The organism is Thermus kawarayensis JCM 12314 (genome assembly GCF_055393575.1).
The window spans coordinates 1,963,203-1,986,570 of sequence record NZ_AP043756.1 but is presented as its reverse complement, the minus strand read 5'-3'; the positions used below and the strand labels follow the sequence as shown (position 1 = coordinate 1,986,570).

Below are 23,368 nucleotides of genomic sequence, written 5' to 3'. Positions count from 1 at the left end.
GGTATACTCAGGCCATGAGCGCGTCTTCCGAGCGCGAACTCTACGAGGCCTGGGTGGAGCTCCTCTCCTGGATGCGGGAGTACGCCGAGGAGAAGGGCGTGCGCTTTGAGAAGGAGGCGGACTTCCCCGACTTCATCTACCGCATGGAGCGCCCTTACCACCTCCCCACCACCATCATGACCGCCTCCTTGTCCGACGGGCTCGGGGAGCCCTTCCTCCTGGCGGACGTTTCCCCGAGGCACGCCAAGCTCAAGCGCATCGGCCTCCGCCTGCCCCGGGCCCACATCCACCTCCACGCCCACCACGAGCCGGGGAAGGGCCTGGTGACCGGGAAAATCCCCCTCACCAAGGAGCGCTTCTTCGCCCTGGCCGACCGGGCCCGGGAGGCCCTGGCCTTCGCCTAACCCCAAAGCGCCTCCCAGAGGGCCAGGACCACCCGGTGGAGGAGGGGAAAGGCCCTGGGGGTGGGCCTTAGGCGCTTTGCCTCCACCGCAAGGAGGCCCTCCGCCGCGAGCTCCCGGGCCTTTCCCTGAAGGAGGGGCCAGAGGGGAAGCCCCGTTCTTCCCTCCACCTCGGCCACGTCCACCCCTTCCCTAAGCCTTAGCCCCAGCATGAGGCTTTCCTTGGCGTGTTCCAGCGGGGAAATGGCCTCCTCCTTCGGGGCCTCCCCGAGGAGCCAGCGGGGGAGGGGCGGGCCCGTGCGCCTTAGGGCGTAAAAAGTTCCTTCCCCCGGGTACTGCCCGGTGGCCGCGGGACCCAGGGCGAGCCAGAAGCCCGCCCGCCAGTAGACCAGGTTGTGCCGGGCCTCCTCCCCTTCCCTGGCGAAGTTGGAGACCTCGTAGCGGAATAGCCCGGCTTCCCCCAGCACCTCCTCCGCCCGCTCCATGGCCCAGGCCTCCCGCTCGGAGTCTTCCTTTAGGCCCAGGAGGGCGAAGGGGGTGCCCTTCTCCACCTGGAGGGTGTAGGCGGAGACGTGCCCCACCCCGAGGCGGGCCGCCTCCTTCAGGTCCTCTTCCACCTCCTGCATGGGGAGGCCCAGGATGAGGTCAAGGGAGAGGCGAAAGCCCGCCTCCAGGGCCATCTCCACCGCCCTCAGCGCCCCCTTCCTCCCGTGGGCCCGCCCCAGGAACTTGAGGACGGGCTCCTGGAAGCTCTGCACCCCCAGGGAGAGGCGGTTCACCCCCAGGTCCTTGAGGAGCTTTAGGCGGCCAGGGGAGAGGGTCCCGGGGTTGGCCTCGAGGGTCACCTCGGCCCCCTCGGCGAGCCTCCAGGGGAGGCTCTGGAAGAGGGCCACCAGTTCCCGGTCCTTTAGGTAACTCGGGGTACCCCCGCCCAGGTAGAGGGTTTCCAGAGGCTCGGGGAAGCCCTGGTAAAGGGCCTTGGCCTCTTCCTCCAGGCGCCTTAGGTAAGCCTCCACCCACCCCGGCCCCCGCCGGACCACGTGGAAGTCGCAGTAGGGGCAGAGGGTGGGGCAGAAGGGAACGTGGACGTAGAGGCTAGCCACGGCCGCTTTTTAAGACCTCCTCCGCCCAGGCCACGGTCCGCTCCGCAAGCGCGAGGGCTTCCCTCCAGTCCTCCTCCGTGGCTTCCGGGAGGTCCCCGGGGTAGCGGCTGGCGACGGCAAAGGGGTTAAGCCGGGCAAGGGCTTCCAGCTCCAGAGGCACGGGGAGGTGGGGGCGGATCAGCTCCAAAAGCCTTTCCAGGTCGTGGGTCTTGGGAAAAGGTATGTCTAAGGCGACCAGGAGGGCTTTGAGGGCCTTTTCTGCGGCTTGCTGGGCATCAAAACAAGGTTCCTCCCAAACGACCTCGGGGCTTACCTGCCCAAGGCGGGCCCGGGCCAGGTTGCTCTTGGCCCGGACGAGCCAAGCCAGGGGATCTGTGGCTTCACGCGGCATAGAGCACCCGGCCTTCCCTCAGGACCTTGGGGTAAAGGGTGGTCCAGGCTTCCCGGTACTTTTCCAGATCCTCCGCGGTGGCCAAAAGGAGGTCCAGGCTGAAGCCCCGTTTGGCCTTGCTCGCCGCCAGGTAGAGGTCCTTCCACACCCGCATGGTCTTGTACTCGGGAGGCACCACCACGAGGAGGTCGTAGTCGCTTTCTGGGCGAGCTTCCCCCCGCGCCCGGCTGCCGAAGAGGATGACCTTTTGCGCCGGGACGGTCTTGAGGATGGCCTCGAGGACCGGGGCAAGCTCCGGGTACTCCACTTCCTCAGTCTACAAAGATGAGCCGGAAATCGTTGAGGTTGGTCCCCGTGGGGCCGGTCCTAAGAAGGGTTCCCGCCTCCTGGAAGAAGCCGAGGCTGTCGTTTTCCTCCAGGAAGGGCCTGGGGTCCAGGCCCTTTTCCCACACCGCCGGGGTGAGGAGGGCCCCGGCGGCGCCGCTAGGGCCGTCCAGGCCGTCGGAGTCGGCGGCGAGGGCGTAAAGGGGGGCCTCGAGGTGGGCGTAGAGGGCGAGCAAAAACTCCAGGTTCCGCCCCCCCTTTCCCTTGCCCAGGACCCGCACCTGGGCCTCCCCTCCGGAGAGGAGGAAGAGGGGCTTTCTGAAGGGCACCCCGTGGGCCCGGATGGCCCCTATGAGCTCGGCGTGGAAGCGGGCGAGGGCCCTGGCCTCCCCCCCGAGGCGGTGGGAGAGGACCGCCGCCCGGAAGCCCTGGGCCCGCAAGAACCTTTGCGCCGCCCGGAGGAGGTGGAGGTTCGTGCCCACGAGGCGCCAGGTGAGGCGCCTTAGGGCGGGGTCTTGGGGCTTTAGGGTCTCGGGGAGGCGCCCTTCCACCCCCTGCTGGAGGACGGCCCGGGCCCCAGGGAAGGCGAGGCCGAAGCGGTCCAGCACGGCGAGGGCCTCGGCGTGGGTGGTGGGGTCGGGGTGGAAGGGGCCGGAGGCGATGACCGCGGGGTCGTCCCCCGGCACGTCGGAGAGGAGGAGGACGTGGACCTTAGCCCTCGTGGCCAGGAGGGCCCTGCCTCCCTTGATGCGGGAGAGGTGCTTGCGCACGGCGTTCACCTCGTGGATGCTGGCCCCACTCCGCAAGAGGGCCTCGGTGAGGGCCTGCTTTTCCTCCAGGGAGATCCCCAGGGGGGCGCACCAGAGGGCGCTTCCCCCGCCCGAGGCCAGGGCCAAAACCCGCGCCCTCGGGGAAAGCCCCTGGAGGAGGGCCAGGACCTCCTCCGCCGCCCGGAGGCTCTCCTCGTCAGGGACGGGATGGCGAGCGAAGACCGCCCTGAGCCCCCGGGCGTCCTGCCCCTTGGGCAGGGTGAGGTGGTAGGGGACCTCCCCGTAGCGGTCCAGGGCGGCCTGGAGCATGGGGGCCGCCGCCTTCCCCACCGCTAGGACGAGGTCCGGCCGCCAGGGGGGAAGGTGCCTTGCCGTGAGGCGGTAGGGGTCCGTGGCCTTTAGGGCCTCCAGGAAGGCTTCCTTCAGGAGGGCTTCCACGCCAGGTCCGTCCGGTCAAAGAAGTTGAGCCCGGCGGGGTGCCTGCCCCGCCCGTAGCGCCGGTAAGCGGAAATGGCTTCCCGGGCATGCCCTTCGGTGAAGGGCACGATCTCGGCCTGGAGCTCGGTTAGGAGCTCAAAGAGAGGATGCACCCGCTCAAAGCCCAGCCGGGCGCCCAGGACGATTCCCGCTTCGGCCAAGGTGGGGGCGGCTACCCTGTGGGGGCGGGTGCGCCGGAGTTGCTCCAAAAGCTCCTCGTACCCCTCTTCCCGGAAGAGTAGGGCGAGGAGGACGGAGGTGTCCAGTACCATCAGTACCCCTCCTTGCCGTACCCCAGGATCTCTTCCTTGGCGATTCCCTTCCCCAAAAGCTCCGGCGGGATCTGGGGCCAGACCTCCTCCTCCAGGAAGCGGATCACCCGGTCAAAGTTTCGCTTCCGCTGGAGTTCCCTAAGGCGCATCTCCAGGGCCTTCCTTACGGCCTCGGTCTTGGTTTCCCCGGCGAGGCGGGCCACCTCCTCGGCCAGACGCTCCACCTCCCGGTTGCGGATGGTGAGGGCCATGCTTTAAGCAAGGCTGCATAAGCGTATGCATGTCAAGCCAAGGGGTCCTTCCCCTCGTAGAGGAGGGCGAGGAGTTCTACCGTGTGCAGCACGGGGAGGTCCAGGTAGGCCTGGATCTGGGTGAGGCAGCCGATGTTGCCCGTGGCCACCAGGTCCGCCCCCGTGGCCTTTAGGTTTTCCGCCTTCCTCCTTCCTAAGGCCTCGGCGATCTCCGGCTGGAAGAGGTTGTAGGTGCCGGCCGAACCGCAGCAGAGCTCCCACTCCCTGGGCTCTAAGACCTCGAGGCCCGCCGCCTTTAGAAGCCTCCTCGGGGCCTCCCTCACCCCTTGGGCGTGGGCCAGGTGGCAGGCGTCGTGGTAGGCCACCTTGAGGGGCCGGGAAGGGGCCTTGGGCGGGGCGAAGCCCAGCTCGTCCAGGAGCACCGCCACGTCCTTCACCTTGGCGGCGAAGGCCTGGGCCTCCTCCTCCTCGGGCTCCCCCAGGAAGAGGAGGGGGTACTCCTTCATCCCCGAGCCGCACCCGGCGGCGTTGGTGACCACGTGGTCCACCTCCCGGAAGGCCTTCAGGTTCTTCCGGGCGAGGGCCCTCGCCCCCTCCTTGTCCCCGGCGTGGAGGTTTAGGGCCCCGCAGCAGGCCTGCTCCTTCAGGACCAGGACCTCCGCGCCGTTTTCCTGCAGAACTTTTATGGTGGCCTGGTTGATGGAGGGGCGCAAGACCCGCTGGGCGCACCCCAGAAGGAGCCCCACCTGCGCCCGCCTCTCCCCCTTGGCGGGGTAGACCTCCCGGTAGGGGGCCTCCTCGGGGAGGCGGTCCGGGAGGAGGGTGAGGGGGGTCTTCAGGGGCTTGGGGAGGGGCAGGGGCTTAAGGAGGGGCTTCAGGCGGACGCCGAGCCCCGCCAGGGGCCGGAAGCGCCCGGGGTAGGGAAGGGTGCGGAGGAGGCCCAGGCGGTAGGTGGCTTCCAGGGGAGAGCGGTGCCGCCTCCCTTCGCTCCAGAGGCGGAAGGTGGCGATGAGCTCGCCGTAGGGCACCCCGCTTGGGCAGGCGGTGACGCAGGCCTGGCAGGCCAGGCAGCGGTCCAGGTAGGGCAGGGCCTCCTCCAGGGGGAGGCTTCCCTCCAGGACCTCCTTCATGAGGAAGATCCGGCCCCTGGGGGAGTCCATCTCCTCCTGGAGGACCACGTAGGTGGGGCAGGTGGGGAGGCAGAAGCCGCAGTGGACGCAGGCTTCGATGGCGTGGGCCATGACCTCCCCTTCCTTGCCCAGGGTTTCCACGGGGATCCGGTGCTGCATGCTCTCACCCTAAAGGAAAGCGGCCCCTGGGGTCCAGGGCCTTCTTGACGCCGGCGAAGAAGGGGTTTTGGGGCCCGGGGAAGGGGGGCGCTTCCGCCCCCTTGAGCACCAGGTGGGGAAGGCCCGCCTCCCTTAGCGCCTTTAGGCCCTCCTCCGTGGCCCCGGCGTAGAGCACCTCTCCCCCCTCCAGGTAGCGCCTCGGGTCCAGGGGAAGCCCCTCCAGCCCGGGGATCAGGTGGGGCTTGGCGGGGAGCTTGACCCAGACGGGGCTTCCCTCCAAAAAGGCCAGGTCCCGCACCGCCTCCCAGTGGGAGGCGTCCTCCTCCAGGACCTCCCCCTCCCCCAGGAGGTCCAAGAGGCGCCCTAGGCGGGCCTCCACGCTCTTCTCAAACCCCCCGAGGCGGAGCTCCAGGGTGGCGGGGGGGACGAGATCTAAGGCGAGGAGGTCCAAGGGGAGGAGCCTTAGCCTTTCCAGGTGGGCGAGGGCTTCTCTTAAGGTTTCCCGCCGCACCCTGAGGGTGCGGGTGGCCCGGGGCCTGGGGAAGACCTTGAAGGAGAGCTCCACCATGACCCCGAAGGCCCCCAGGGAGCCCACCATCAGGCGGTGGAAGGGGAAGCCCGCGGCGTTCTTCACCACCTTGCCCCCACCCCTCACCACCCTCCCCTCCCCGTCCACGAAGCGCACCCCGAGGAGGAAGTCCCTTAGGCCCCCATAGCGGTGGCGCAAGGGGCCGGAAAGCCCCGCCGCCACCGTCCCCCCCAGGGTGGCCCCTTTCCCCGCCAGGGGCGGGTCAAAGGGCAGGTACTGGCCGTGGGCCCTTAGGGCCTCCTCCACTTCGGCGATGGGCGTCCCGGCGAAGGCGGTGAAGACGAACTCCTCGGGCTCGTACTCCAGAAGGCCCCGAAGCCCGGAAAGGTCCAAGAGGACTTCCCCCTCCTTGGGCGCGGAGAGGGCGGGCTTGGTCCCCCCGCCTTGCGCCCTCAGGCGGGGGTGGGCGAGGACCGCCTCCCGCACCTCCTCCAGGGTCCTGGCCTCAACCCGCACGGGCCACCTCCGGCAGGACCTTGCCCCGGTTGGCGAGGCCTTTGGGGTCCAGGGCCCGCTTCACCCCCTCCATGGCCTCGAGGTCTTCCCGGGAGAACATCTCGGGCATGTAGCCCTTCTTCTCCACCCCGATGCCGTGCTCCCCCGTGAGGGAGCCCCCAAGCCGCACGCAGAGCCTGAGGATCTCCCCGGCCAGGGCCTCGGCCCTTTCCAGCTCCCCAGGCTTTTTGCCGTCGTAAAGGACCAGGGGGTGCAGGTTTCCGTCCCCGGCGTGGAAGACGTTGGCCACCCTAAGGCCGTACTCCCGGGAGAGCCTTCCGATCTCCCTCAGGGCCTCCCCGAGCCGGGAGCGGGGCACCACCCCGTCCTGGACCAGGTAATCGGGGGAAAGCCTCCCCACGGCGCTGAAGGCCGCCTTCCTTCCCTTCCAGATGGCCTGGCGCTCGGCCTCGCCCCGCGCCACCCGCACCTCCAGGGCCCCGCTCTCCCCCAGGACCTGGTGGAGCACCTCTGCCTCGGCGGCCACCTCCTCCTTGGGGCCCTCCAGCTCCACGATGAGGAGCCCTTCCACCGGGGGGTAGCCCGCCCCCACCGCCTTCTCGGCGGCCTCGATGCTCAGGCGGTCCATGATCTCCATGGCCCCCGGCAAAAGCCCCGCCCGGATGACCTGGCTCACCGCCTCCCCCGCGGCCTCCAGGGTGGGGTAGGCGGCGAGGACGGTGTGGTAGGCCTCGGGCTTGGGGAGAAGCCTTAGGGTGATCTCCACCGCCACCCCCAAAAGCCCCTCGGTGCCCACGAAGAAGCCGTGGAGGTCCGGGCCCACGGCCTCCAGGCTCTCCCCCCCGAGGTGCACCACCTCCCCCGTGGGGGTGACGAGCTCCAGGCCCAGCACGTGGTTCGCTGTCATCCCGTACTTCAGGCAGTGGGCCCCCCCGGAGTTGAAGGCCACGTTCCCCCCGATGGTGGAGACGGGCTGGCTGGAGGGGTCCGGGGCGTAGTAGAGGCCAAAGGGGCTTGCCTGGCGGGTGACCTCCAGGTTCACCACCCCAGGCTCCACCACGGCGATCCGGGCCTTGGGATCTAGTTTCAGCACCCGGTTCATCCGGTTCAGGGCGATCACCACCCCCCCCTCCACGGGAAGGGAGCCTCCCGAGAGGCTCGTCCCGCTTCCCCGGGCCACGAAGGGGACGCCGTGCCGGTGGCAGAGCCGGACCGCCTCCACCACCTCCTCCTTCCTTTCCGGCAGGACCACGGCCAGGGGCCTTTTGCGGTAGGCGGTGAGAGCGTCGGACTCGTAGGGGGCAAGCTCCGCCTCCTTGGTGAGGACCCGTCCCGGGAAGAGGGCCTTGAGTTCCTCCAAAAACCCCACGCTTCGCCTCCCTCTTTCTCCACTTTAGGGCAAAGGGGCGGGGGAAGCCCCCCGCCTAGGTGCCCGCCCTTTCTCATGAAGGCCTCTACCCCAGTGGGGCCGCCAGGGGTCAGTCAAGGTAGTCGTAGGCCACCAGGGTCAGGAACTCCACGAACTCCTCCGAGAGGACGAGCTTGTCCAGGATCTCTTCGGCCTCCCGGTAGCGCTCCTTGTCCCGCCCCCCCAGCTTGGCGAGCTCCTCCTCCTTGACCTTTTGGTAGAGGTCTTGGGTGACGGTGCAGCCGTCTTCCAGCGTGGCCCCCCGGTGCACCCACTGCCAGAGCTGGGCCCGGCTGATCTCGGCGGTGGCGGCGTCCTCCATGAGGTTGAAGATGGCGGCGGCCCCGTTCCCGAGGAGCCACTGGTTCAGGTACTGCAGGGCCACGGAGACGTTGTTGCGAAGCCCCGCCTCCGTCACCTTGCCGCCGGGAACCTCAAAGTTCAGGAGGTCCTCCGCCGTCACCCGGACGTCCTCCCGCTTCACGTGCTTCTGGTGGGGGTTGTTCCCCAGGTGGCGGTCAAAGACCTCCATGGCCACGGGCACCAGGTCGGGGTGGGCCACCCAGGTGCCGTCAAAGCCCTGGGAGGCCTCCCTCTCCTTGTCGGCCCGGACCTGCTGGAAGGCCCTTTCGTTCACCTCGGGGTCCTTGCGGCTCGGGATGAAGGCGGCCATGCCCCCGATGGCGTGGGCCTCGTGGGTGTGGCAGGACTTCACCAACAGCTCGGTGTAGGCCTTCATGAAGGGCACGGTCATGGTCACCTGGGCCCGGTCAGGGAAGATGGGGGCGGTGGTGGCGAACTTCTTGATGCAGCTGAAGATGTAGTCCCAGCGGCCAGCGTTGAGCCCGGCGGCGTGCTCCTTGAGCTCGTAGAGGATCTCCTCCATCTCAAAGGCCGCCAGGATGGTTTCTATGAGCACCGTGGCCCGGATGGTCCCCCGGGGGACCCCCAGGTAGTCCTGGGCGAAGTTGAAGACTTCGTTCCAGAGGCGGGCCTCGAGGTGGCTTTCCAGCTTGGGCAGGTAGAAGTAGGGCCCGCTCCCCTGCTTTAGAAGCTCGTGGGCGTTGTGGAAGAAGTAGAGGCCGAAGTCAAAGAGGCTCGCCGAGATGGGCTCCCCGTCCACGTAGACGTGCTTTTCCACCAGGTGCCAGCCCCTTGGGCGCACCACCAGGGTGGCGGTCTTCTCCTTGAGCCGGTACGCCTTGCCCTCCGGGGAGACGAAGTCTATCTGGCGGCGGACGGCGTCCATGAGGTTCTTCTGGCCCCTTATGACGTTGTCCCAGGTGGGGGAGAGGGCGTCCTCAAAGTCGGCCATGAAGACCTTGGCCCCGGAGTTCAGCGCGTTCACGATCATCTTCCGCTCCACGGGGCCCGTGATCTCCACCCGGCGGTCCAAGAGGTCCTTCTGGGGCCTCGGCCACCCGCCACGCCCCGCCCCGCACGAAGGCGGTCTCCTCCAGGAAGTCCGGCCTCTCCCCGGCCTTGTACCGTTCCCAGAGGGTTTTCCTCCGCTCCAGGAGGGCCTTGCGCACGGGGTTGAACTCCCGCTGGAGGGCCGCCACGAACCGCAGGGCCTCTTCCGTGAGCACCTCCTTCAGGAGGGGATGGTCCTTAGTGATCTCCACGCCCTTCATGGTGGCTTGAGCCTAAGGGAGGGGGGAGGATTTGTCAAGAAGGGAAAAGATTTTTCACTTATTGAAAAAAGGCCCCCGTTCTGGTATCCTCGGGGACATGCCGAGGCCGAGGGAAAAGGGGGCCCGGGAGGTCAGGACCTTGGAGCGGGGCCTTTCGGTCCTCGAGGCCCTGGCGGAGCTGGGGGCCGGGGGGCTTGGGGAGCTTGCGGGGCGCACCGGGCTTTCCAAGAGCACCCTGTACCGCTTCCTGCAGGCCCTGGCCCGCCGGGGGTTCGTGGAGGAGGCGGGAGGGGTCTACCGGGTGGGGCCCATGGCCTACCGGGTGGGCCAGGTCTACCCGCAAAAGAGCCTCCTGCAGGCGGTGCGGCCGGAGATGGAGGCCCTGGCGGCGGAGCTGGGGGAGAGCGTGAACCTGGCGGTGCCGGCGGGCCGGGAGGCCCTCTACCTGGACCAGGTGGAGGGGACGCGGCTGGTGCGCCTCTTCACCGCTCCCGGAAGCCCTGCCCCCCTTCACGCCACCGGGGTGGGGAAGGTGCTTCTGGCCTACCGGGGGGTGCCCGAGGGGCTTTCCCTGGAGCCCTACACCCCCCACACCCTCACCCGCCTTCCCGACCTCCTCGCCGAGCTCCAGGCGGTGCGGGAGCGGGGCTACGCCCTGGACAACGAGGAGAAGGAGCTCGGGGTGCGGTGCGTGGCCGCTCCCGTCTTCGGGCCCACGGGGGAGGCGGTGGCCGCCCTCTCCCTCTCCGCCCCCGCAAGCCGCCTCTCCCTGGAAGGAGCCCACCGCCTGGCCCCCCGGGTGGTGGAGGCGGCAAGGAGAGCTTCCTTGCGCCTGGGCTTCACAGGGCCTGTACAATAGGAGGGGTTAGGAGGCTTTAGCAGGAGGGGCTAAGGGCCATGGACAAGGACCGTCCGGTGTACGTGATCTCGGTGGCGGCGGAGCTTGTGGAGATGCACCCGCAGACCCTGAGGCTTTACGAGCGGAAGGGGCTCATCAAGCCGAAGCGGTCTTCTGGGAAGACAAGGCTTTATTCTGAGCGGGACATTGAGAGGCTGCGGGAGATCCGCCGCTTGACGCAGGAGCTGGGGGTGAACCTGGCGGGGGTGGAGGAGATCATGCGCCTCCGGGCCGAGCTCGAGGCCCTCCAGGCCCGCTTTGAGCGGGAAGTGGAGCGCCTCAAGCAAGAGATCGGCCACCGCTTCCAGGAGCTGGAGCGCAAGGCCCTCCCCGCCCCTGGGGAGACGGAGAGGCCTTCCCCCAAGGACCGTCCCGTTTACGTGATCTCGGTGGCGGCGGAGCTTGTGGAGATGCACCCGCAGACCCTGAGGCTTTACGAGCGGAAGGGGCTCATCAAGCCGAAGCGGTCTTCTGGGAAGACAAGGCTTTATTCTGAGCGGGACATCGAGAGGCTGCGGGAGATCCGGCGTCTGACGCAGGAGCTGGGGGTGAACCTGGCGGGGGTGGAGGAGATCATGCGCCTCCGGGCCGAGCTCGAGGCCCTCCAGGCCCGCTTTGAGGCCGAGGTGGCCCGCCTAAGGCTTCTTCTCCTGGAGGAGGGCAGGGGCCTGGCCCAAGGGAGTAGTATGGGCGCGTGAACGCCCTAGCCCCCCTTCTGGAGTTCCTCTCCATCCCTTCGGTCTCCACCGACCCCGCCCGCAAAGAGGACGTCCGCCGGGCGGCTCTTTGGCTTCTGGAGCGGCTTAAGGCCCTGGGGTTCCGCGCCGAGCTTCACGAAACCCCCCTCCACCCCATCCTCTACGCCGAGCGCCTCCTGGAGGAAAGGGCCCCCACGGTGCTGGTGTACGGCCACTACGACGTCCAGCCCCCGGACCCCCTGGAGCTCTGGGAAACCCCCCCCTTCGCCCCGGTGGTGAAGGAGGGCCGGATCTACGCCCGCGGGGCCTCGGACGACAAGGGCCAGCTCTTCGCCCACGTGGCCGCCCTGGAGGGCCTCTCGGCGCGGGTGAACGTGAAGTTCTTGGTGGAGGGGGAGGAGGAGATCGGAAGCCCCCACCTCCTCCCCTTCGTGCGGGCGAACCGGGAGAGGCTAAAGGCGGACGTGGTCCTCATCTCCGACGGGGCCATGTTCGCCCCCTTCACCCCCACCCTCACCTATGGCCTCAGGGGGCTCACCTACCTGGAGGTGCGCCTTAGGGGGGCCAGGCGGGACCTCCACTCGGGGGCCTTCGGGGGCGTGGCCCCGAACCCCATCCAGGCCCTGGGGTGGCTCCTGGCCCGGCTTAAGGACGAGAAGACGGGGAGGGTCCTGATCCCGGGCTTCTACGCGAAGGTGCGCCCCGTTTCCCCGGAGGAAAAAGCCCTCTGGCCCTCCCTGGACGAGGAGGCCTTGAAGGGGGAGCTCGGGGTGGAGGTCCTGCCGGGGGAGGAGGGGTATTCCCCCCTGGAGCGCCTCTGGGCCCGCCCCACCCTGGACCCCAACGGCGTGTGGGGCGGCTACCAGGGGGAGGGCTCCAAGACGGTGATCCCCGCCGAAGCCGGGGTGAAGCTCTCCATGCGCTTGGTGCCGGACCAGGACCCGGAGGAGGTGGCGGACCTGGCCGAGGCCCACCTGCGGGCCCTCTGCCCCCCGGGGTACCGCCTGGAGGTCAGGCGGCTCCACGGGGGCAGGCCCGTCCTCACCGACCCCTTCAGCCCCCCCATGCGCCTCATGGCCCGGGCTTTGGAAGAGGTCTGGGGGAGGCCCCCGGTCTACGCCCGGGAAGGGGGGACCATCCCGGTGGTGGCCGAGCTCCAGGAGGCCCTGGGGGCGCCCATCGTCCTCCTGGGCCTGGGCCTTCCCGACGACAACCTCCACGCCCCCAACGAGAAGCTGGACCTGGTCAACCTGGAAAAGGGCGTGGCCGTCATCCGGCGCTTCCACGAGCTGCTGGCGGAGGAAAGGCTTTAGCCCTGGCCCGGCAGGCTCCCCTTGAAGATGAGGGCCTCCCCCACCCGCCCCGAGAGAAGGGGGACCAGGGGGCTTTTGGCCACCTGGGCCGAGAAGGGGACGTCGGCCTCGAGGCCCACCCCCTTCAGGGCCTGGGCGGCGGCGGAGAGGCTTAGGGCCTCCAGAGGGTCCTGGTAGGCCCGCTTGAGGGCGAGGGCGATGCGGGCCCCGTCCTCGGGCTCCATCTCCCCCAGAAGCCCCAGGTACTCCGCCAGGACCCCGGCGGTGTAGAGGTCGTCCAGCCCCACCCGGCCCTCCTTCCCGGCGCAGAGGATGGCCACCTCCTCCGTGGCGAGCTCTAAGGCCTTGCGGGCGGCGGCGTGGGCGTTGAAGAGGGAGGCCAAGAGGACGTGCTTGGCGGTTTTTGCGGCGGTGTGGGCGGCCTTGGTGCCGTTGGTGGTGCTCATGACCACGATCCTGCCCCCCACCGGGGCCTCCAGGGCCTCCCTGGGGGAGTTCCCCAGGTCAAAGCCGGGGGGCTTAACCCCACCCACCTCGCCCGCCAGGAGGACGTCGGCGTCCTTGAAGGCCCTGGCGGCCTCGAGGCCCGCCACCCAGTAAAGGGCCTCGGCCCCAGCCTCCAAGAGGGCCACCGCTGTGGTGGTGGAGCGGATCACGTCCACCACCAGGACCACATCGGGGTACACCAGCGCTTCCGTGGGCAAAGGGTCCACCCGTAGGCGCATGCTTCCTCCCTACACCAGGCTGAAGGCCAGTTCTTCCAGAAGCCCAGGGCTCACCACCTCCACCACCCCGGGGGCCAGGCGCAGGATCCCTTGGTCCCGGAGGGCGTGCAGGACCCGGGTGACCGTCTCCCGGCTGGCCCCCGCCAGGTGGGCCAGGTCCTGGTGGCGCAGGCGGAGCTCCGGGCCGTACCCCTGGCGCAGGAGCTTCAAAAGGGCGTAGGCCACGCGGCTTTCCGCCTCCTCAAAGGCCAAAAGGTCCAGCTCCAGATCCGCTTCCCGCAGGCGGTGGGCCAGGAGGCGGGCCAGGTTGTGGGCGAAGAGGGGAAGGCGGCGGAGGAGGCCGAGGTAGGCCTCCTTGTAGAGGACGAGGAGGGAGGCGTCCTCCTCCACCAAGGCGCTGGCGCTCCGCTCTCCCCCGTCTAAGAGGCTCATCTCCCCGAAAACTCCCCCGGGCCCCACCACGCCCAGGGTCTTTTCCTGCCCCCCCAGGTGGGTGCGGTAAAGCCGCACCCGCCCCCTTTCCACCAGGTACAGGCTCTGGCCCAGGTCCCCCTGGTGGAAGAGGACCTTCCCCCTGGGGTAGGTCAGGCGGACGAAGTAGCTCAGGGCCAGGTCCACCTCCTCCGGGCCGAGGTCCTGGAAAAGGGGGCTCGAGGTCATCGGCCCCACTCTAACCGAAGCTTCATCCTTTGCCTAGAGGATGAGAGGGTGCGCCCGGTGCTGGAGGTGCGGGAGCTGGGCTTTGCTTATGGGAACGGGGTCCTTTTCCGAGGGGTGTCCTTTGCCCTGGCTCCGGGGGAGGTCCTGGCCGTGCTCGGGCCCTCGGGGAGCGGTAAGACCACCCTGCTTCACCTCCTGGCCGGGCTTCTTCCCCTAAAGGAAGGGGAGGTCTTCTGGGAAGGGGAGGCCATCCGGAACCTCCCCGAGGCCCACCTGGCCCCCAGGCGGCTTCGCTTTCTGGGCCTGGTTTTTCAGCACCACTTCCTCTTTCCCGAGCTCACGGCCCTGGAAAACGTCCTGGCCCCGGGCTACCTGGCGGGCCGGGTGGACAGGGCCTGGGCCCTGGGCCTTTTGGCGAGGCTAGGGCTTGAGGACCGGGCCCACTTCCTGCCCCAGAGGCTTTCCGGGGGGGAAAGGCAGCGGGTGGCCGTGGCCCGGGCCCTTTATTTGAGGCCCCGGCTCCTCCTGGCCGACGAGCCCACGGCGAGCCTGGACCGCCGCCAGGCCCGGGAGGTCCTCAGGCTCATGCGGGAACTCGCCTTGGAGGTGGGGGCGGCCCTGGTCCTGGCCACCCACGACGAGGCCCTGGTGGAGGGCTTCCCGGCCCTGCGCCTGGTGTATCCTTAGGCGGTATGAGCCCCATCCACGTGCGGGGGCAGAAGGGACAGGTGGCCGAGCGGGTTCTTCTCCCGGGGGACCCGGGCCGGGCGGAGTGGATCGCCAAGACCTTTCTGGAAGACCCCGTTCTCTACACCTCCTATCGGGGACTTTTGGGCTTCACCGGGCGCTACAAGGGGAGGCCCGTTTCCGTGCAGACCACGGGGATGGGGGCCCCTTCCGCCAGCATCGTGGCCGAGGAGCTCATAGCCCTCGGGGCCAGGGTGCTTCTTCGGGTGGGCACCTGCGGGGCGGTGGACGAGGCCCTGGCCCCCGGGGATCTGGTGGTGGCCCAGGGGGCGGTGCCCTTGGACGGGGCCACCCGCCAGTACCTGGAGGGCCGCCCCTACGCCCCCGTGCCCGATCCCTCCCTCTTCCGCGCCCTTTGGGCTAAGGCCGAGGCCTCGGGCTATCCCCACCACGTGGGCCTCGTGGCCACGGAGGACGCCTTCTACGCCACCACTCCCGAGGCCGCCCGGGCCTGGGCCCGGTACGGGGTCCTGGCCTTTGAGATGGAGGCCAGCGCCCTCTTCCTCCTGGGGAGGATGCGGGGGGTGCGAGCGGGGGTCATCCTCACCGTGTCCAACCGCATCGGCGACCCCGAGCTCGCCCCTCCCGAGGTCTTGCAAGAGGGGGTGCGGCGCATGGTGGAGGTGGCCCTCGAGGCCCTTCTGGAGGTTTAAGATGGCGCACGAACACGAGCACGAGTTCATCCTGGAGATCCCCGAGTTCCAGCACCTTTCCTACGAGGTGGAGGAGGGCGTGGCCCTGGTCACCCTAAGGCGGCCCGAGGCCTTGAACGCCCTTTCCCAGGACCTCCTGCGGGAGCTGGCCGAGGTGGCGGAGGTCATCGCCCAGGACCCTGAGGCCCGGGCGGTCATCTTCACCGGGGAGGGGAAGGCCTTTGCCGCCGGGGCAGACCTCAAGGAGATCGCCGCCCTGGAGGACCCCTTCATGGCCCGGGAGTACGCCCTTTTAGGCCAGCAGGTCTTCGCCGAGATCGCCGCCTTACCCGTCCCCACCATCGCCGCCATCAACGGCTACGCCCTGGGGGGCGGTCTGGAGCTGGCCTTGGCCTGCGACCTCCGGGTGGCCGCCAAGAACGCCAAGCTGGGCCTTCCCGAGGTGGGCCTGGGCCTCATCCCGGGCTTCGGCGGCACCCAGCGCCTGCCCCGGCTCATCGGGCGGGGCCGGGCCTTGGACCTGATCTTCACCGGGCGGCACGTGAGCGCCGAGGAGGCCCTCTCCCTGGGCTTGGTGAACCGGGTGGGGGAGGATGCCCTGGAGGAGGCCAAGAGGCTCGCCCAAACCATCCTGAAAAACGCCCCCGTCGCCCTGGCCTTGGCCAAGGAAAGCGTGGTGCGGGGTGAGGGGCTGGACCTGGCGGAGGCCTTGGAGATAGAGGCCGACCTCTTCGGCTACGCCGCCGCCACCCAGGACATGAAGGAGGGGGTGCGGGCCTTCCTGGAGAAGCGCCCGCCCAACTTCAAGGGGGAGTGACCCCCCGGGGCCTTTCGCACCCCCCTTCCGGCCCGCCCTTTTTCCCGGGGGGGATGGTGGTAAGGTAGGGGTTGCCCATGACGGAAGAACGCGTGGTCCATGTCGCCAGCCCCAAGGCCAAGCTCTACGCCGAGGCCGACCAGGCCATCCGCGAGCGGTTAAAGCCTTTCCCCAAGGCCCTTAAGGCCTATGAGCTCCTGATCCAAGACCCCGAGGCCCGCTCCGGGTGGAACATGGCCAACTACATCACCATGCGCAAGCTGGGCTACAACGACCACGGCCGGGTCCACGCCCTCCTCACGGGGGCGGCCGGCGTGGCCATCCTGGGCCTCCTCGCCGAGGCCGGGGTGCGGCTGGACACCGTGGAATCCGGGGCGGGGGAGCTGGAGGATGCCTACGTGGTGGTTCTCCTCTCCACCATGCTCCACGACCTGGGCAACCAGGTGCACCGCCACCACCACGAGGCCTTTGGCGTGACCCTGGCCCTGCCTATCCTGAACCGCATCCTGGAGAAGATCTACCCGGATCCCGAGCAGCGCACCGCCCTTCGCGCCCTCATGCTCCACAGCATCTACAGCCACGACCTCGCCCCCGAGCCCCTCACCCTGGAGGCCGGCATCACCGCCGTGGCCGACGGCACCGACATCACCAAGGGCCGGGGGCGGAAGGCCTTCGCCCTGGGGAGCATTGACATCCACTCCATAAGCGCCTTGGCCGTGGACGAGGTGCGTATCCTCAAGGGGGATAAGTACCCGGTGGAGATCCAGGTCCTCATGAACAACTCCGCCGGGATCTTTCAGGTGGAGGAAACCCTCACCAAGAAGGTCCTGAGAAGCCCCCTACGCCCCTACGTGACCGTGGTGGCCATGACCGATGGCCAAAGCGGCCAGGACCAGCGCATCGTCCACCGCGTGCGCCTGCATGAGACCGAGGACCGCTTTGTTTTGGACTAGGGCCGGTCCGATTTAGGCACCTTATTGAGGACCCCCCGCTGTGGCCAAGGACGCAGCGGGGTATTCTAGGAAAGATCCCAGGTACTATTCCTTGATGGGCTGGGCGGGCCAGAGTTCCCGGACCTCCTTAGGCAACAGGCTCTGGATGTCCTCAAGCTCCCCTTGGGAGATCTCCCGGGCCAGCACCTGGAACACCGCCCGTGTGGCGGCTTCAGGATCCAGGGCGGGCCCCGAGGGGGTCTTCAGCTCCCGGGCCACGTGGGCCAGGAACTCTTCCTTATGCCGCTCCTTCAGAGGCTTGCCCGTGGGATCCCAACCCTCGTAGTAGATGCCCCGTACCAGCATGGGGAGCTGGGCCCCAAGCTGGGCTACCTCTTCCACCGTGAGCCGGTCCCGTAGGGCGTGGAGCACCGCTCGCAGGGCCATGTAGGCCCGGTGACGGTCCTCCATGCCCAAGGCCTCCATGATGCCCTTGAGCCAGGTGTGGGTCTTGTGGAGGGTCCGGTCAAACACCTCCAGACCGGTGGCGCTCATACCCTCACCTCCTTTGGTTTAAGCATATCACTTGAGTCTCATTGTGTAAAGTGCAAACCCGAGCCCCTTAAAGTCCTTAGAGGGCTCGCCCGTACCGGGTTTTATCGGGGGGTTACTCCTCCAGCCTGAACCCCACCTCCAGGACCACTTGGAAGCTCTGCACCCCACTTGGGCCTACGCTTCCCCGGATCTCCTTGACCTCAAACCACTCCACGTGGCGCAGGGTCTTCTGGGCCCGGGTCACGGCCGCTTGGATGGCGGCCTCGAGGCTCCCCTCGCTGCTCCCTACCAGGGTCACCTTCTTGTACACCTTTTCCATGGCTCCAGCTTACCGCCTGGGTCCCACTTCCTTGGCCAGTTCCCGCTTCAGGATCTTGCCCACCCCGGACTTGGGGAGGCTTTCGCGGAACTCTATGATGCGGGGGACCTTGTAGGCGGCGAGGTTTTCCCGGCAGAAGCGCTCTATGTCCTTTTCGCTGACCTTTTCCCGGTACTCGGGTTTGAGGACGAGGAAGGCGGCCACGGTTTCCCCGCGGTAGGGGTCTGGGACGCCCACCACGGCGGCTTCCTGGACGGCTTCGTGCTGGTAGAGGACTTCTTCTACCTCCCTGGGGTAGATGTTGTAGCCGCCGGCGATGATCATGTCTTTTTTGCGGTCCACGATGTAGAAGTAGCCGTCCTGGTCCATGCGGGCCAGGTCGCCGGTGAAGAGCCAGTTTTCTTTGAGGGCCTTTGCGGTTTCCTCGGGGCGGTTCCAGTAGCCTTTCATGACGTTGGGGCCTTTGACCACGAGCTCGCCCACCTCGCCCGGGGGGAGTTCCTTTCCTTCCTCGTCCACCACCTTGGCCTCCACGCCGGGAAGGGGCATGCCGATGGAGCCCTTGCGCACCTCCCCCAGCACCGGGTTGGAGTGGGTCACGGGGCTGGCCTCGGAAAGGCCATAGCCCTCAATGAGCCTGGCCCCGGTGAGCTTCTCAAAGCGCTCCGCCACCTCCAGGGGAAGGGGGGCTGAGCCGGAGATGCAGGCCCGGATGCTTTTTAGGTTGCGCTTTTCGATCCCCGGGAAGTGGTTGAAGGCCACGTAGAGGGTGGGCACCCCCGGGAAGTGGGTGACCCCGTGCTTCTCGATGGCCTCCACGATGGCGTGGATCTCGGGCCTAGGCAGAAGGACCAGCTTAGCCCCCCCCAGCAGGGCCAGGTTCATGGCCACGGTCATGCCGTAAACGTGGAAGAAGGGGATGGCGCCCAGGACCACTTCCTGGCCTTCCCGGAAGTCGGGGGTCCAAGCCTTGACCTGGAGAGCATTGCTGGCGAGGTTCCTGTGGGTGAGCATGGCCCCCTTGGAGATCCCCGTGGTGCCCCCGGTGTACTGCAGCAGGGCTAGGTCGTCCAGATCCAAGGGCACGGGCTTTGGCCTGCCCCTTTGGAGGAAGGACCGCCAGGGGAGGCCTTCCACCTCCCGGGGCCACTGTCCCTTGCGCTTGAGCATCAGGGGGTAAAGGAGGTTCTTGGGAAAGGGCAGGTAGTCCTGGATGCCCGTGCGCACCACCAGGGCCACCGGGGCTTCCCCTTTCACCTCCTGGTAACGGGGAAGGAGCTGGTCCAGGATGACCAGGGCCTTGGCGCCGGCGTCTTGGAGCTGGTGCCTGAGCTCCCTGGGGGTGTACATGGGGTTGACGTTCACCCCCACCCCTCCGGCCAGGAGGGTGCCGTAGAAGGCGATGACGAACTGGGGGGAGTTGGGGAGCATGATGGCCACCCGCTCCCCGGGTTGCACCCCTGCGGCCTGCAACCCCTTGGCGAAGGCTTGCACCTCGCGCCAAAGCTCCTGGTAGGTGAGACTTCGGCCTAAGAACTCCAAGGCCACCCGGTTGGGGAAGCGGGTGGCGGTCTCCTCTAGGGCCTGGGGCAAGGGCTTGGGCCTGGGGGCCTCCTTGGGGACCCCGGGATCGTAGTGGGCGTACCAGGGCTTCATGCCACCTCCTTGAACCGCGTCAAAGTTTATTCCCCTGTGGGGAGGTCCGCAAGGGGCATCCTCCCCTAGGCCCGGAAGTAGCGGAAGGGGGGACCTTCCCGCAGGAGGAGGCCTTCTTGGCGCAGATATTCCAGGTGGGCCAGGGTCTCGGCGAAGGCGAAGCGGCGTCCCGCCGGGTCCAGCTCCTGGGGAAAGAGCTTGAGGGAAAGGGCCCAGGCGTCCTGGGGATGGTCCAGGAGGTCAAGAAGGGCCTGAAGGCGCGCCTCGTGATGGGCTTGAAGCTCCTCCGCCCGCCTTTTTACCTGGAGGATGGGGCCGAAGTGGCCGGTGTGGGCCACCCGGACCGGAAGCTCCGCCAGGCGCTTTAGGGAGCGGAGGAAGTCCTTTAGGGGGTTGGCCCGGGTATAGGCCCACAGGCCCACGTTGGGGGAAACCCGCTCCAGGAGGGCGTCTCCCGCCAGGAGAATCCCCTCCTCCTCCAGGAAAAAGGCCGCGTGCCCGTCGGCGTGCCCCGGGGTCCAGAGGACCCGAAGGCGCCTTCCCGCAAGCTCCAGCACCTCTCCGTCCTTTAGGGGAATGGGGTTTTGCGGCGGGTGAACCCGCTCCCGGGTTCTGGCCAGGGTCTCCCGGATCCCCAAAAGGGCCTCCTCCGGGGTGCCATGGTCCAGGAAGAGCCGCCAGGAGGCCGCCTCAAAGGCCTCGGGCTCCCGCCAGAAGCGGTGCCCCCGGGGGAGTTCCTCCTCGTGGAGGTACACCCCAGCCCCCAGGCCCTCAAAAAGGCCCCCCAGGCCGTAGTGGTCGGGGTGGTGGTGGGTGAGGAGAAGGGCCCTCACGTCGGCGAAGCAAAGCCCCAGCTCGGCCAGGTAGAGCTCTAAGGTTCCCCGGGCGGTGCGGGTGGCCAAGGCGCTGTCCACCAGGGCCACCTCTTCCTTACCCCTCAGGAGGTAGAGGTTCACCGTCTTCAGGGGGTAGGGGATGGGGATGGGCAGGAGGTACAGGCCGGGGAGGAGCTCTTTCATAGGAGGACCTTGAGGAGAAGCAGGGCGGCCAGGTAGGGGTCCTTCTCCGGGAGGTGCCAGGGGAAGAGGAAGCCCCCTTCCCCGTCCCCTTGGACCTCGAGGCCCCCCAGGGCCTCCCGGAGGGCCCTTAGGATCTCCTCCTCGCCCACGGCCTCCCCTCCCACCCGGTAGACGGCCAGCCGGTCGGCGTCCCCGTCCAGGGCGAAGCCCAGGGCCGGGGGCTCTTGGGCCTTGAGGAGGGCGAGGAGGGTCTTCAGGTTCTCCGGCCTAGGGTCGGGGTCCGCCCCGTAGAAGAGGGGGTGGGGGAGGGGGTGGAGCTCCCGGAGCTCGGCCCTCAGCCCCAGGGCCTTAAAGGCCTGCCCCAAAAGCCCCCCGCCAGCCCCCCCCATGGCGTCCAGGTAAACCACCCCGGGGCGTTCCTTGGGTATCTCCCCGGCGCTTTGCAGGAGAAGATCCAAGTACGCCTTCCTGAGGTCCAGGAGGGCGTAGCCTCCCCTGGCCTCGGGAGGCGCCTCGGGCAGGGCCAGGACCTCGCCGGGAAGGGGCTTCCCCGCCTTAAGGCGGAGCTTGACCCCTTGGAAGCGGGGGGGTCTGCGGCTTGCCGTGAGGTAGAGGCCGGCGGCCTCCTGGGCGTGGAGGGCGTAGCCGAAAAGGGGAAAGGGCGCAGGCCCCTGGAGGAGGTGGGTCTTTAGGCCCATCCCCGAGAGCACCCCTGCGGCCTCCTCGGCCATCTCCCGGGCGAGGAAGCGGGCGTCGTGGCCCACGACCACCTGGTCCTCGCCCTCTTGGAGGAGCCTTTGGCCAAAGCCCGCCGCAATGCGGGCCACCCCCGGGAAGGTGAAGCCCTTGGCCACCTCGCCCAGAAAGCCTTCTCGGGTGGGGTAGAGCTCCATGCCTTAGAGTCTACCCCGTGGTACACTCACCCCCGTGGACGAGGCCCTCCTTTCCTCCCTGAACGAGGCCCAGCGCCAGGCGGTCCTCCACTTTGAGGGGCCCGCTTTGGTGGTGGCGGGGGCGGGGAGCGGCAAGACCCGCACCGTGGTCCACCGGGTGGCCTACCTCGTGGCCCGGCGAGGGGTCTTTCCCTCGGAGATCCTGGCGGTGACCTTCACCAACAAGGCCGCCGAGGAGATGCGGGAGCGGCTCAAGGCCATGGTGAGGGGGGCGGGGGAGGTGTGGGTTTCCACCTTCCACGCCGCCGCTTTGAGGATCCTTCGGGTCTACGGGGAGCGGGTGGGCCTGAGGCCGGGCTTCGTGGTCTACGACGAAGACGACCAGAGCGCCCTCCTGAAGGAGGTGTTGAAGGAGCTGGGCCTCGCCGCCAAGCCCGGGCCCATCAAGAGCCTCCTGGACCGGGCCAAGAACCAGGGGGTGGCCCCGGAGAGCCTCCTCGCGGAGCTTCCCGAGTTTTACGCCGGCCTTTCCCGGGGAAGGCTTCAGGACGTCCTCTTTCGCTATCAAGAGGCCCTCGAGGCGCAAGGGGCCTTGGACTTCGGGGACATCCTCCTCCGCGCCCTGAGGCTTCTGGAGGAGGACCCCGAGGTCCTGAAGCGGGTCAGGAAGCGGGCCCGCTTCATCCACGTGGACGAGTACCAGGACACGAGCCCCGTGCAGTACCGCTTCACCCGGCTTTTGGCCGGAGAGGAGGCCAACCTCATGGCCGTGGGGGACCCGGACCAGGGCATCTACTCCTTCCGGGCGGCGGACATCAAGAACATCCTGGACTTCACCCGGGACTATCCCTCGGCCAAGGTTTACCGCCTGGAGGACAACTACCGCTCCACCGAGGCCATCCTGCGCTTCGCCAACGCCGTCATCGCCAAGAACGCCCTTCGCCTGGAGAAGACCCTGCGCCCGGTGAGGCGGGGGGGCGAACCCGTGCGGCTTTACCGGGCAGGAGACGCCCGGGAGGAGGCGCGGTTTGTGGCCGAGGAGATCGCCCGCCTGGGGCCTCCTTTTGACCGGGTGGCGGTGCTCTACCGCACCAACGCCCAAAGCCGCCTGCTGGAGCAGGCCCTGGCCTCCCGGGGCCTCCCGGTCCGGGTGGTGGGGGGGGTAGGGTTTTTTGAACGGGCCGAGGTGAAGGACCTCCTGGCCTACGCCCGCGTGAGCTTAAACCCCTTGGACGCCGTGAGCCTCAAGCGGGTACTGAACACGCCTCCCCGGGGCATCGGCCCCGCCACGGTGGCCAAGGTGGAGGCCTTGGCCCGGGAGAAGGGCCTGCCCTTCTGGGAGGCCTTGCGGGAGGGGGCCGCCCTCCTTCCCCGGCCCGAGCCCGTCCGGCACTTCCTGGCCCTCTTGGAAGAGCTTCAGGACCTGGCCCTGGACTCGGCGGAGGCCTTTTTCCGCCACCTCCTTTCCGCCACCGAGTACCCGGCCTACCTCAAGGAGGCCTACCCCGAGGACGCCGAGGACCGCCTGGAGAACGTGGAGGAGCTTCTTAGGGCCGCCAGGGAAGCGGAGAGCCTTCCCGACTTCCTGGACAAGGTGGCCCTCACCGCCCGGGCCGAGGAGCCGGGGGAGGCCCAGGGAAAGGTTTCCCTCATGACCCTGCACAACGCCAAGGGGCTGGAGTTTCCCGTGGTCTTCCTGGTGGGGGTGGAGGAGGGGCTTCTGCCCCACCGCTCCTCCGTGAGCACCCTGGAGGGGCTGGAGGAGGAGCGCCGCCTCTTCTACGTGGGGGTGACCCGGGCCCAGGAGCGGCTTTACCTCTCCTACGCCGAGGAGCGGGAGGTCTATGGCCGCCTCGAGGCCACCCGGCCGAGCCGTTTCCTGGAGGAGGTGGAGGAGAACCTTTACGAGGTCTACGACCCCTACCGTTCCAAGCCCACCCCGCCCCCCCACCGGGTCTCCCCGGGGGCCTTCAAGGGTGGGGAGAGGGTGGTCCACCCCCGCTTCGGTCCGGGGACGGTGGTGGCGGCGGCGGGGGATGAGGTCACGGTGCACTTTGAGGGGGTGGGCCTGAAGCGCCTCTCCCTCAAGTACGCCGACCTCCGCCCGGCCTAGGAGGA

General features: G+C 68.4%; 25 protein-coding genes and 1 pseudogene. 9 read left to right on the top strand and 17 right to left on the bottom strand.

From position 1 onward, the window contains the following. Positions 1-14 precede the first annotated feature (14 nt). Positions 15-404, top strand: coding sequence for an NADH-quinone oxidoreductase subunit 15 (locus tag ACZ5RK_RS10830; protein WP_054647533.1), 390 nt, complete (start codon positions 15-17; stop codon positions 402-404). On the opposite strand, the gene hemW is transcribed toward ACZ5RK_RS10830, so the two are convergent. The 10 genes and pseudogenes from hemW to aceB form a co-directional block, all read right to left on the bottom strand. Next, complete coding sequence (hemW, locus tag ACZ5RK_RS10825; protein WP_464909169.1) at positions 401-1,504, bottom strand: radical SAM family heme chaperone HemW; 1,104 nt, start codon at positions 1,502-1,504, stop codon at positions 401-403. The two genes, ACZ5RK_RS10830 and hemW, sit on opposite strands and share 4 nt — an antisense overlap. Beyond that, complete coding sequence (locus tag ACZ5RK_RS10820) at positions 1,497-1,895, bottom strand: HEPN domain-containing protein (RefSeq protein ID WP_464909168.1); 399 nt, start codon at positions 1,893-1,895, stop codon at positions 1,497-1,499. Before ACZ5RK_RS10820 ends, hemW begins: the two co-directional genes overlap by 8 nt. Continuing rightward, entirely contained in the window at positions 1,885-2,202 is a 318-nt protein-coding gene (locus tag ACZ5RK_RS10815) for a nucleotidyltransferase domain-containing protein (protein ID WP_054647532.1), read from the bottom strand. Before ACZ5RK_RS10815 ends, ACZ5RK_RS10820 begins: the two co-directional genes overlap by 11 nt. Before the next feature lie 4 nt (positions 2,203-2,206). After that, positions 2,207-3,427, bottom strand: coding sequence for a glycerate kinase type-2 family protein (locus ACZ5RK_RS10810; RefSeq protein ID WP_464909167.1), 1,221 nt, complete (start codon positions 3,425-3,427; stop codon positions 2,207-2,209). Then, positions 3,412-3,738, bottom strand: coding sequence for a PIN domain-containing protein (locus ACZ5RK_RS10805; RefSeq protein WP_464909166.1), 327 nt, complete (start codon positions 3,736-3,738; stop codon positions 3,412-3,414). Before ACZ5RK_RS10805 ends, ACZ5RK_RS10810 begins: the two co-directional genes overlap by 16 nt. Further along, positions 3,738-3,989, bottom strand: coding sequence for a type II toxin-antitoxin system VapB family antitoxin (locus ACZ5RK_RS10800; RefSeq protein ID WP_054647795.1), 252 nt, complete (start codon positions 3,987-3,989; stop codon positions 3,738-3,740). The genes ACZ5RK_RS10805 and ACZ5RK_RS10800 overlap by 1 nt, the downstream gene beginning before the upstream one ends. 32 nt (positions 3,990-4,021) lie before the next feature. Beyond that, positions 4,022-5,278 (bottom strand): (Fe-S)-binding protein, encoded by a 1,257-nt coding sequence (locus ACZ5RK_RS10795; RefSeq protein ID WP_464909165.1) that lies wholly within the window; start codon positions 5,276-5,278, stop codon positions 4,022-4,024. A 4-nt stretch (positions 5,279-5,282) separates the two neighbouring features. Then, positions 5,283-6,323 carry an FAD-binding protein gene (locus ACZ5RK_RS10790; protein ID WP_464909164.1) on the bottom strand — a complete coding sequence of 347 codons (1,041 nt, stop codon included), beginning with the start codon at positions 6,321-6,323 and terminating at the stop codon, positions 5,283-5,285. Continuing rightward, positions 6,313-7,692: an FAD-linked oxidase C-terminal domain-containing protein gene (locus ACZ5RK_RS10785; RefSeq protein ID WP_464909163.1), complete on the bottom strand. Its 1,380-nt coding sequence runs from the start codon at positions 7,690-7,692 to the stop codon at positions 6,313-6,315. Before ACZ5RK_RS10785 ends, ACZ5RK_RS10790 begins: the two co-directional genes overlap by 11 nt. Positions 7,693-7,801: 109 nt before the next feature. After that, positions 7,802-9,365, bottom strand: a pseudogene (gene aceB / locus ACZ5RK_RS10780) (malate synthase A). A gap of 97 nt (positions 9,366-9,462) precedes the next feature. On the opposite strand from aceB, the gene ACZ5RK_RS10775 reads away from it, so the two are divergent. The 3 genes from ACZ5RK_RS10775 to ACZ5RK_RS10765 are packed head-to-tail and all read left to right on the top strand — an operon-like array spanning position 9,463 to position 12,274. Beyond that, positions 9,463-10,224 (top strand): IclR family transcriptional regulator, encoded by a 762-nt coding sequence (locus ACZ5RK_RS10775; protein ID WP_464909162.1) that lies wholly within the window; start codon positions 9,463-9,465, stop codon positions 10,222-10,224. A gap of 38 nt (positions 10,225-10,262) precedes the next feature. Continuing rightward, on the top strand, positions 10,263-10,961 hold the full coding sequence (hspR, locus tag ACZ5RK_RS10770; RefSeq protein WP_054647068.1) for a heat shock protein transcriptional repressor HspR, fused homodimer type: 699 nt from the start codon (positions 10,263-10,265) through the stop codon (positions 10,959-10,961). Further along, positions 10,958-12,274, top strand: a complete 1,317-nt coding sequence (locus ACZ5RK_RS10765; RefSeq protein WP_464909161.1) for a dipeptidase — start codon at positions 10,958-10,960, stop codon at positions 12,272-12,274. The genes hspR and ACZ5RK_RS10765 overlap by 4 nt, the downstream gene beginning before the upstream one ends. Here ACZ5RK_RS10765 and ACZ5RK_RS10760 read toward each other — a convergent pair. Both ACZ5RK_RS10760 and ACZ5RK_RS10755 read right to left on the bottom strand, forming a co-directional pair. Next, entirely contained in the window at positions 12,271-12,999 is a 729-nt protein-coding gene (locus tag ACZ5RK_RS10760) for a 2-phosphosulfolactate phosphatase (RefSeq protein WP_464909160.1), read from the bottom strand. The two genes, ACZ5RK_RS10765 and ACZ5RK_RS10760, sit on opposite strands and share 4 nt — an antisense overlap. Positions 13,000-13,008: 9 nt before the next feature. Continuing rightward, positions 13,009-13,659 carry a Crp/Fnr family transcriptional regulator gene (locus ACZ5RK_RS10755; RefSeq protein WP_464909159.1) on the bottom strand — a complete coding sequence of 217 codons (651 nt, stop codon included), beginning with the start codon at positions 13,657-13,659 and terminating at the stop codon, positions 13,009-13,011. A gap of 48 nt (positions 13,660-13,707) precedes the next feature. Here ACZ5RK_RS10755 and ACZ5RK_RS10750 point away from each other — a divergent pair, with 48 nt between their 5' ends. The 4 genes from ACZ5RK_RS10750 to ACZ5RK_RS10735 all read left to right on the top strand — a co-directional run bounded on the left by ACZ5RK_RS10750 (position 13,708) and on the right by ACZ5RK_RS10735 (position 16,829). Next, positions 13,708-14,346: an ABC transporter ATP-binding protein gene (locus ACZ5RK_RS10750; RefSeq protein ID WP_464909158.1), complete on the top strand. Its 639-nt coding sequence runs from the start codon at positions 13,708-13,710 to the stop codon at positions 14,344-14,346. Positions 14,347-14,351: 5 nt separating this feature from the next. Further along, on the top strand, positions 14,352-15,059 hold the full coding sequence (locus ACZ5RK_RS10745; RefSeq protein WP_464909157.1) for a phosphorylase family protein: 708 nt from the start codon (positions 14,352-14,354) through the stop codon (positions 15,057-15,059). Between the two features lies 1 nt (position 15,060). Beyond that, positions 15,061-15,876: an enoyl-CoA hydratase/isomerase family protein gene (locus ACZ5RK_RS10740; RefSeq protein ID WP_464909156.1), complete on the top strand. Its 816-nt coding sequence runs from the start codon at positions 15,061-15,063 to the stop codon at positions 15,874-15,876. Positions 15,877-15,953: 77 nt separating this feature from the next. After that, positions 15,954-16,829: an HD domain-containing protein gene (locus tag ACZ5RK_RS10735; protein ID WP_054647067.1), complete on the top strand. Its 876-nt coding sequence runs from the start codon at positions 15,954-15,956 to the stop codon at positions 16,827-16,829. Positions 16,830-16,913: 84 nt separating this feature from the next. Here the strand turns inward: ACZ5RK_RS10735 and ACZ5RK_RS10730 are convergent, their stop codons facing one another. The 5 genes from ACZ5RK_RS10730 to ACZ5RK_RS10710 all read right to left on the bottom strand — a co-directional run bounded on the left by ACZ5RK_RS10730 (position 16,914) and on the right by ACZ5RK_RS10710 (position 21,250). Next, entirely contained in the window at positions 16,914-17,363 is a 450-nt protein-coding gene (locus ACZ5RK_RS10730; RefSeq protein ID WP_464909155.1) for a DUF2267 domain-containing protein, read from the bottom strand. Positions 17,364-17,475: 112 nt separating this feature from the next. Further along, a complete protein-coding gene (locus ACZ5RK_RS10725; protein ID WP_054647066.1) occupies positions 17,476-17,682 on the bottom strand; it encodes a dodecin in 207 nt (68 codons plus the stop codon). Positions 17,683-17,691: 9 nt separating this feature from the next. Beyond that, positions 17,692-19,338, bottom strand: coding sequence for a long-chain-fatty-acid--CoA ligase (locus ACZ5RK_RS10720; RefSeq protein ID WP_464909154.1), 1,647 nt, complete (start codon positions 19,336-19,338; stop codon positions 17,692-17,694). Positions 19,339-19,403: 65 nt separating this feature from the next. Then, the gene (locus ACZ5RK_RS10715; RefSeq protein ID WP_464909153.1) at positions 19,404-20,357 is read right to left on the bottom strand and encodes an MBL fold metallo-hydrolase; all 954 of its coding nucleotides are present in this window, start codon (positions 20,355-20,357) and stop codon (positions 19,404-19,406) included. Further along, a complete protein-coding gene (locus tag ACZ5RK_RS10710) occupies positions 20,354-21,250 on the bottom strand; it encodes a phosphohexomutase domain-containing protein (protein WP_464909152.1) in 897 nt (298 codons plus the stop codon). The genes ACZ5RK_RS10715 and ACZ5RK_RS10710 overlap by 4 nt, the downstream gene beginning before the upstream one ends. Positions 21,251-21,284: 34 nt before the next feature. Between ACZ5RK_RS10710 and ACZ5RK_RS10705 the strand changes: the two genes are divergently transcribed. Continuing rightward, a complete protein-coding gene (locus ACZ5RK_RS10705) occupies positions 21,285-23,363 on the top strand; it encodes an ATP-dependent helicase (protein ID WP_464909151.1) in 2,079 nt (692 codons plus the stop codon). Positions 23,364-23,368: the final 5 nt, after the last annotated feature.

Bases quoted from the DNA above. Each gene is read 5' to 3' on its own strand.
- ACZ5RK_RS10745 (WP_464909157.1), top strand. From the start codon at position 14,352: ATGAGCCCCATCCACGTGCGGGGGCAGAAGGGACAGGTGGCCGAGCGG.
- ACZ5RK_RS10775 (WP_464909162.1), top strand. From the start codon at position 9,463: ATGCCGAGGCCGAGGGAAAAGGGGGCCCGGGAGGTCAGGACCTTGGAG.
- ACZ5RK_RS10755 (WP_464909159.1), bottom strand. From the start codon at position 13,659: ATGACCTCGAGCCCCCTTTTCCAGGACCTCGGCCCGGAGGAGGTGGAC.
- ACZ5RK_RS10725 (WP_054647066.1), bottom strand. From the start codon at position 17,682: ATGGAAAAGGTGTACAAGAAGGTGACCCTGGTAGGGAGCAGCGAGGGG.
- ACZ5RK_RS10805 (WP_464909166.1), bottom strand. From the start codon at position 3,738: ATGGTACTGGACACCTCCGTCCTCCTCGCCCTACTCTTCCGGGAAGAG.
- ACZ5RK_RS10795 (WP_464909165.1), bottom strand. From the start codon at position 5,278: ATGCAGCACCGGATCCCCGTGGAAACCCTGGGCAAGGAAGGGGAGGTC.
- ACZ5RK_RS10830 (WP_054647533.1), top strand. From the start codon at position 15: ATGAGCGCGTCTTCCGAGCGCGAACTCTACGAGGCCTGGGTGGAGCTC.
- ACZ5RK_RS10715 (WP_464909153.1), bottom strand. From the start codon at position 20,357: ATGAAAGAGCTCCTCCCCGGCCTGTACCTCCTGCCCATCCCCATCCCC.
- ACZ5RK_RS10760 (WP_464909160.1), bottom strand. From the start codon at position 12,999: ATGCGCCTACGGGTGGACCCTTTGCCCACGGAAGCGCTGGTGTACCCC.
- ACZ5RK_RS10735 (WP_054647067.1), top strand. From the start codon at position 15,954: ATGACGGAAGAACGCGTGGTCCATGTCGCCAGCCCCAAGGCCAAGCTC.
- ACZ5RK_RS10800 (WP_054647795.1), bottom strand. From the start codon at position 3,989: ATGGCCCTCACCATCCGCAACCGGGAGGTGGAGCGTCTGGCCGAGGAG.
- ACZ5RK_RS10720 (WP_464909154.1), bottom strand. From the start codon at position 19,338: ATGAAGCCCTGGTACGCCCACTACGATCCCGGGGTCCCCAAGGAGGCC.
- hspR (WP_054647068.1), top strand. From the start codon at position 10,263: ATGGACAAGGACCGTCCGGTGTACGTGATCTCGGTGGCGGCGGAGCTT.
- ACZ5RK_RS10740 (WP_464909156.1), top strand. From the start codon at position 15,061: ATGGCGCACGAACACGAGCACGAGTTCATCCTGGAGATCCCCGAGTTC.
- ACZ5RK_RS10730 (WP_464909155.1), bottom strand. From the start codon at position 17,363: ATGAGCGCCACCGGTCTGGAGGTGTTTGACCGGACCCTCCACAAGACC.
- ACZ5RK_RS10820 (WP_464909168.1), bottom strand. From the start codon at position 1,895: ATGCCGCGTGAAGCCACAGATCCCCTGGCTTGGCTCGTCCGGGCCAAG.
- ACZ5RK_RS10710 (WP_464909152.1), bottom strand. From the start codon at position 21,250: ATGGAGCTCTACCCCACCCGAGAAGGCTTTCTGGGCGAGGTGGCCAAG.